At 65.8% G+C, this 4428-nt stretch carries 4 protein-coding genes and 2 pseudogenes; all 6 read right to left on the bottom strand.

The window, feature by feature from the left end; genetic code table 11:
- Positions 1 to 300: 300 nt before the first annotated feature.
- Positions 301 to 744: pseudogene (locus B4U45_RS28905) on the bottom strand (HNH endonuclease signature motif containing protein); the annotation flags it as partial.
- A 37-nt stretch (positions 745 to 781) separates the two neighbouring features.
- Positions 782 to 1092: pseudogene (locus B4U45_RS04405) on the bottom strand (hypothetical protein).
- A 104-nt stretch (positions 1093 to 1196) separates the two neighbouring features.
- Positions 1197 to 1454 (bottom strand): hypothetical protein, encoded by a 258-nt coding sequence (locus B4U45_RS04400; protein ID WP_089024984.1) that lies wholly within the window; start codon positions 1452 to 1454, stop codon positions 1197 to 1199.
- Entirely contained in the window at positions 1451 to 3349 is a 1899-nt protein-coding gene (locus B4U45_RS04395) for a WXG100 family type VII secretion target (protein WP_244899346.1), read from the bottom strand. Before B4U45_RS04395 ends, B4U45_RS04400 begins: the two co-directional genes overlap by 4 nt.
- Positions 3346 to 3654 (bottom strand): hypothetical protein, encoded by a 309-nt coding sequence (locus B4U45_RS04390; RefSeq protein ID WP_241780168.1) that lies wholly within the window; start codon positions 3652 to 3654, stop codon positions 3346 to 3348. Before B4U45_RS04390 ends, B4U45_RS04395 begins: the two co-directional genes overlap by 4 nt.
- A 401-nt stretch (positions 3655 to 4055) precedes the next feature.
- The coding region (locus B4U45_RS04385; RefSeq protein WP_219859325.1) for a creatininase family protein at positions 4056 to 4428 on the bottom strand (373 nt) is incomplete at its 5' end.

Below are 4428 nucleotides of genomic sequence, written 5' to 3'. Positions count from 1 at the left end.
CCCCGACCGCGTCAGTTTCACTGCCGCACTGAGCATCACGCGTCAATCCGTCGCCCAGCAGGGCGCTTTTCCCCCCGGACCACCCCGAAACGCCTGACCGGCACTGGCGCGCCTTCCTGCGCCGACTGCTCGACCGCCTCAACCCGGCCCGACGCCACCGCGCAGCACCCCGGGTGGTCAAACGCAAAATGTCCAAGTGGCACGTCAAACGCGCCGACTACGCCCACTGGCTCCAACCCGAGCATTCACCAAACATCACCATCCACCGTCTTAACTGAACGGTATTGGGGTTAATGCTCGTCAAAATGGTGGATCGTCGGGCACTGGGGGTACCGGCGGTGGTCGCCAGTCCGGTGGGAGTTCCTCGGATTCCCGGGGATCATTCACCCAGGTGCAAAACGGGCTGGTGCTCGGTTCGCCCTTGAAGAGAAGCAGCATGTCGCGCATGTGGTTTCGAAACTTGCGTGCTTCGATCTCCGCTTTCCGCGCCTGCCGCAACTCTTGTTCGGCGGTGTTGACGCGGCGTTGAACGTGATTGCGGTTGTGTGCTCGCGCGATCCGCGCGGCGCCGGATCCGAGAACAACTTGGCACCCGCGGGTACCGTTCGTTATGTCTTGCCGGTCGGCGATATCCAGATCACGACGCCGTCGGGCAGCTGCTCGTCGCGCCATCCGGCGATGCCGCCGCGAAATGTCTTTAGCCGTTCGGTAATGTTTTCGGCACAGACACTTGAGATTGGTCGCAAATCCGTAAGCTACCCCCACAGGTGGGGCATTAAGCTCACCGGTTCCACTCCACCAGCTTCATCCGCACGTCGACACCTGGTCCTAGCTTCTGCTTGAGACCCTGCATAAAACCCCACTGACGCACCGCCTGGTCGGCCAAACGCCGACATAGCCGCTCCACTGCGTCGACCGGCTGGCTTTCGTAGTCGATATCACCGCGCGCCTCCAAGGTGTCCGTCGCGGAAGCGACGGTACCTCGTTTTCTAGCAGCAGCACCGCGAGCTGACGCTTGTCCACCAGTACCACCCACCGCATCTGTGCAGGCAGTTTGGGGAGCGTCGTTTCGTCCCTGGCTGCGTACGTCATGTGCGTTCCTGCCTAAGTTCCTTCAGTCCCACGCGGATGCCAGCCCGACCGCGCTCCCGATGCCCGGTACGCGCCTGGTGCTGGCAACAGTTGGTGTCAAGCGATTACCGGTATATCGGCCACGTCTCTAAATATGCGTCAATTGCTCGTTCGATTTTCAACCCATAATCATTCGGAACCCAATCAGGTCCAAAGGTCTTCATCAAGGCGTCGGAAAGCACGTCGATAACAGCGTCGCTCTGTTCGTTGGTCGGCTTCTCTGTGCGCCGAAGCTCGTCGAAGAGAGCGGGATTACGATTCTCTAATTCTTGCGCGATCACGGGACGGTGCTCCGGTGAAATAGCATCGAGAACGTTGCTCACGGATTTCTCCATCCAGCCCGGCTGTTCGCCCAGGCGGTTACCACTTGGCCATCTTTGTTTAGGACCACTGTTGCGTCTTTCCCAACGTAGACGTAAGCGCCTCTACCAAGCTCGTCTACTTTAAACTGGGGCGGCCCAACAGGATTCGCAACAGCATCTTGCATTGCATTGCATTGCCTTGTCGCTGACGCCATGACCGCCGTCGCGTCCGGCGATCCTTCCTGCTCCATGATCGGTGATTCCGTTGATTCTGTTAGGCGGTGGGAATGGCGGTGTTTCCTGTGCTGGAGGGACTGGCTCTTGGCTTGACGGCGTACCCGGTTGGTTTGGCGGGGGCTCGGAACCGGCTGTACCCGGCCGCGTGGGGCCAGGGCGGGTTCGCCCTCTATGGGTATGCCTAAGTCGTTTAAGCGTGCCCGGATTGCGGTTTGGCGTTGAAGGAGAGGACCGCGCGAGGCAATGCAGGCGTTGTATTGGGCCGGCGGCAGCGGCCCGACGTTTTCGACGCCGCATTGGGTGTTCCACGCCCGTATTCCAGCGTTAACTTGGGCCCATTCTGCGAGCGCCTGCTCGGCGCTCATGTCTTTAGGGTCGACCGGCATGGGTGGCGGGGTCGGGTCACGCGGTAGGGGCAAAGATGGTGCCGCCGGGGCCGGTACTGGCCCTGGCGGGCCGAAGCCCAGCATTTGGACAGCGCTGTTGCCAGTCCTGGGTGTGGTATCTGACGGCGCGGTCCTGGTGGGACCGGGGTCGAGTGTGACGGGTGCGGGGGTGGGGGGCGATGACTGCGCGGCCGGGGATTGGCGCGCGTGCGGGGATTGCGTCTGCGGCGGATCGGTGCAGGGCAGGTGTTGCGGTGCGTGCTCGTGCCGCACTTGGCCGGGATCGGCAAACTGCGTCGCTGGGGGTTCGGCGGTCGGCGGCGACGGGGGGGGTTGGACGTGTGCTAGCGGGGTTGCCGCGGCAGTAGCGGCCGGTGCGCTGATCGCGGTCGCGGCCGTCGAGACCGCGCCCGTGCTGACCGGGGCCGCCATGGTGGCGATCCCCGAACTCAGCCGGGCAGCCAGCGAGGACAGCCAGCCGCCGCCGGTACCAGCCCCGGCCCCGCCACCGCCGCTGCCGCCGAAGGCGGGCAGGGGGCCGGCACCTGGCGGCAGCGGCACCGGCGGCGCGATGCCCGCTAGCGCGCCGGCCGCTGGTGGGGCTTGCCACGGTGGTGCTGCTGCTGAGGCCGCGGCCTGTGGTGATATGTGCCGCATCAGCGGGCTAGCGCCGGTCAAGGCATCGAGCAGCGATGATGCTGAGGGGGCTGGCGGTGATGGCGGCACCGTCGGATTCGGCGTGTGGGTGGTGGTGATGGCGGCGACGGCCTGGATGTGGCCGCGCACCGCGCCTTCGCCGCCCAGCTCACCGGCGGAGCGCGCCACGTCGGTGGCGGTCTGCACTTCCTGGCCGGTGAAACGGGTCACCTGGACACGCAGATCGGCGGAGATGGCCTGGGCTGTGGGCTGCCGGGCGTACCAGCCGATCGAGCCCGGCGCATACATCGCGTCGGTCGCCGTCCAGCCCTCGGCGACCGCGAACCCTGACTGGTTGGCCTGCTCGACGGCGGCGAAGATGGAGTGCTTTTGCTGGTGCAGCACGGCGGCCCCGTCCTCGGCGGTGGTCGCTGCAGTATCCAGCAGCTCGGCTTGCTGTTCGGCGGTGGTGGCGTGGCGGGCCATCGCGGCTTTCATCGCCTCATCGCCCTGACCCTGCCAGTCCAGCGAGTCGGCCTGGCTCTTGATCGTGCCCACCACCGAGCGGCGGCGCGCCGCCAGCTCGCGCCAGTGCGCGGCATTCTCGGTCAGATGCGACACGGTGTAGGCGCGCAACGCCGACTGGGTGGGGATCACGCGTTATGGGCTGTTCCGGTGATCGTGGTGGCCACGTTGTGCAGCATGTCCGCGGCATCGGAGTCGGTGGCTTCATAACCGGTCGCCGCGACCTGGGTCATCCCGGCGGTGGTGGCGATCTTTGTGTGCAGGTCGGCAGTGGCGACCTGGGCCGCGCCGGTCGCCCCGGCGGCGGCGAGCACCGTGGGCCACCCGCCAGACGGTTCCAGTGCTGGTGGCGCGGCGTGGAGATCGAAAGCCTCCATGTGCCAGCCGGTGCTGGTCACCCGCAATTGGGCTGGGGTGACGCGAAGGTTGTCGCCCATGCGGGGATTGTAGGGTGATGCTCACCGGGCGAGAACGTGTGGGACGAGACCACCGGGCGACATCAGCGATACCCCGGCGCATGAGCCCGACATCCTTGATCCCAGTAGAGAAAGTTCTCACGTGCGAGGTCAATGGCTGTTGTCGGCAGCGTGCGGGCGGGTGGGCCGACGCGGGATCGCGGTGAAGATGCTGGCCGCAGCGCGAGAGGTGCAAGCAGGTTGGCCTGGCGGCGGCTGGTGCGAACGCTGCCGGTGTTTTCACTGGCTGGTGGGCATTGGTCTGGTGCTCGGCGGCGGATGCAGGGCGCAGTGGAGCGACCGGCGCGGACGGGAGCGCCAGCGGACGGAAGCGAAGGGAGCGTAGCGAAGCCCGGAGGTAGCCGCCGAGTTATCGGGTCTGCTCAGCGTGTGGTGAGGAGTTCGATCAGGGTGTCGGCGTTGCGGCCGAGGTGGCCGAGGACATTGCTGCCTTTGGCGGCGGTGGCCTGCGATGGGGAGCCGATAACGCCGGTGGGTGTGTAGGCGTGGATGCCGAGGCTGGTGAGGTAGCGGCGGTCGTTGGCGGTGTGGTCGCTGGTCTGCCAGCCGTCGCGCAGGTAGTTGGGGTGGGTGGCGAGCAGGATGGAGGTTTCCAGTTCGCCGGCGTGCATGTCGTCGTGGTTGCTGCTGTGGATTCCTGCGGCGGTGCGGGCTTCGGCCCAGTCTTCGCGGCTGGGGTAGAGCCCCACCTTGACGGGGTTGTTGGGGTGGTTGGCTTGTTGGACGACGTTGGTG

Source organism: Mycobacterium persicum (assembly GCF_002086915.1).
Lineage (GTDB): Bacteria > Actinomycetota > Actinomycetes > Mycobacteriales > Mycobacteriaceae > Mycobacterium > Mycobacterium persicum.
The sequence above is the reverse complement of the archived record's forward strand: the minus strand, read 5'-3'. Positions and strand labels throughout refer to the sequence as shown.